At 66.1% G+C, this 463-nt stretch carries 1 protein-coding gene; it reads right to left on the bottom strand.

Annotated features, from left to right (window positions below; all coding sequences use genetic code 11):
* Nucleotides 1–428, bottom strand: a 428-nt coding sequence (locus QSK26_RS41500) for a hypothetical protein (protein WP_285780862.1), incomplete at its 3' end; no start/stop codon positions are given.
* Between the last annotated feature and the right edge of the window lie 35 nt (nucleotides 429–463).

Below are 463 nucleotides of genomic sequence, written 5' to 3'. Positions count from 1 at the left end.
GCCTCATACTCCGCCGGCGTCAGACCGTACTTCGCCCCACCCACCGTCACGAAGATCGACCCATCCGCGTGATCACGCAACAGCGTCCCCGGACCAGGATCGGCACCCAACCGGCCGATGAACGCCGGCGGCACATTCGCCGACCCCGGCCTCCCCATCGCCTCCCACTGCGCCAGACTCAACCCGTACTTCGCACCACCCGCCACCACGAAGATCCCACCATCCACGTGATTACGCAGCAGACTCCCATCCCGCGGAACCGCCCCATAACCATCGATCACCCGCACCGGCACATTCACCGACCCCGGCTGACCCATCGCCGACCACTCCGCAGCACTCAGCCCATACTTCGCACCCCCCACCACCACGAAGATCCCACCGTTCCCCGCATTCCGCAGAAAACTGCCATCACGCGGAACCTGCGGCAACCGACCCAACCACCCCGCCGGAACCCCCGAAATCG

Origin of the sequence: Microtetraspora sp. NBRC 13810 (assembly GCF_030268685.1) — a bacterium.
Classification (GTDB): Bacteria; Actinomycetota; Actinomycetes; order Streptosporangiales; family Streptosporangiaceae; genus BSRQ01.
Note: the sequence above shows the minus strand (reverse complement) of the source record. Positions and strands in the feature narration are given on the sequence as shown.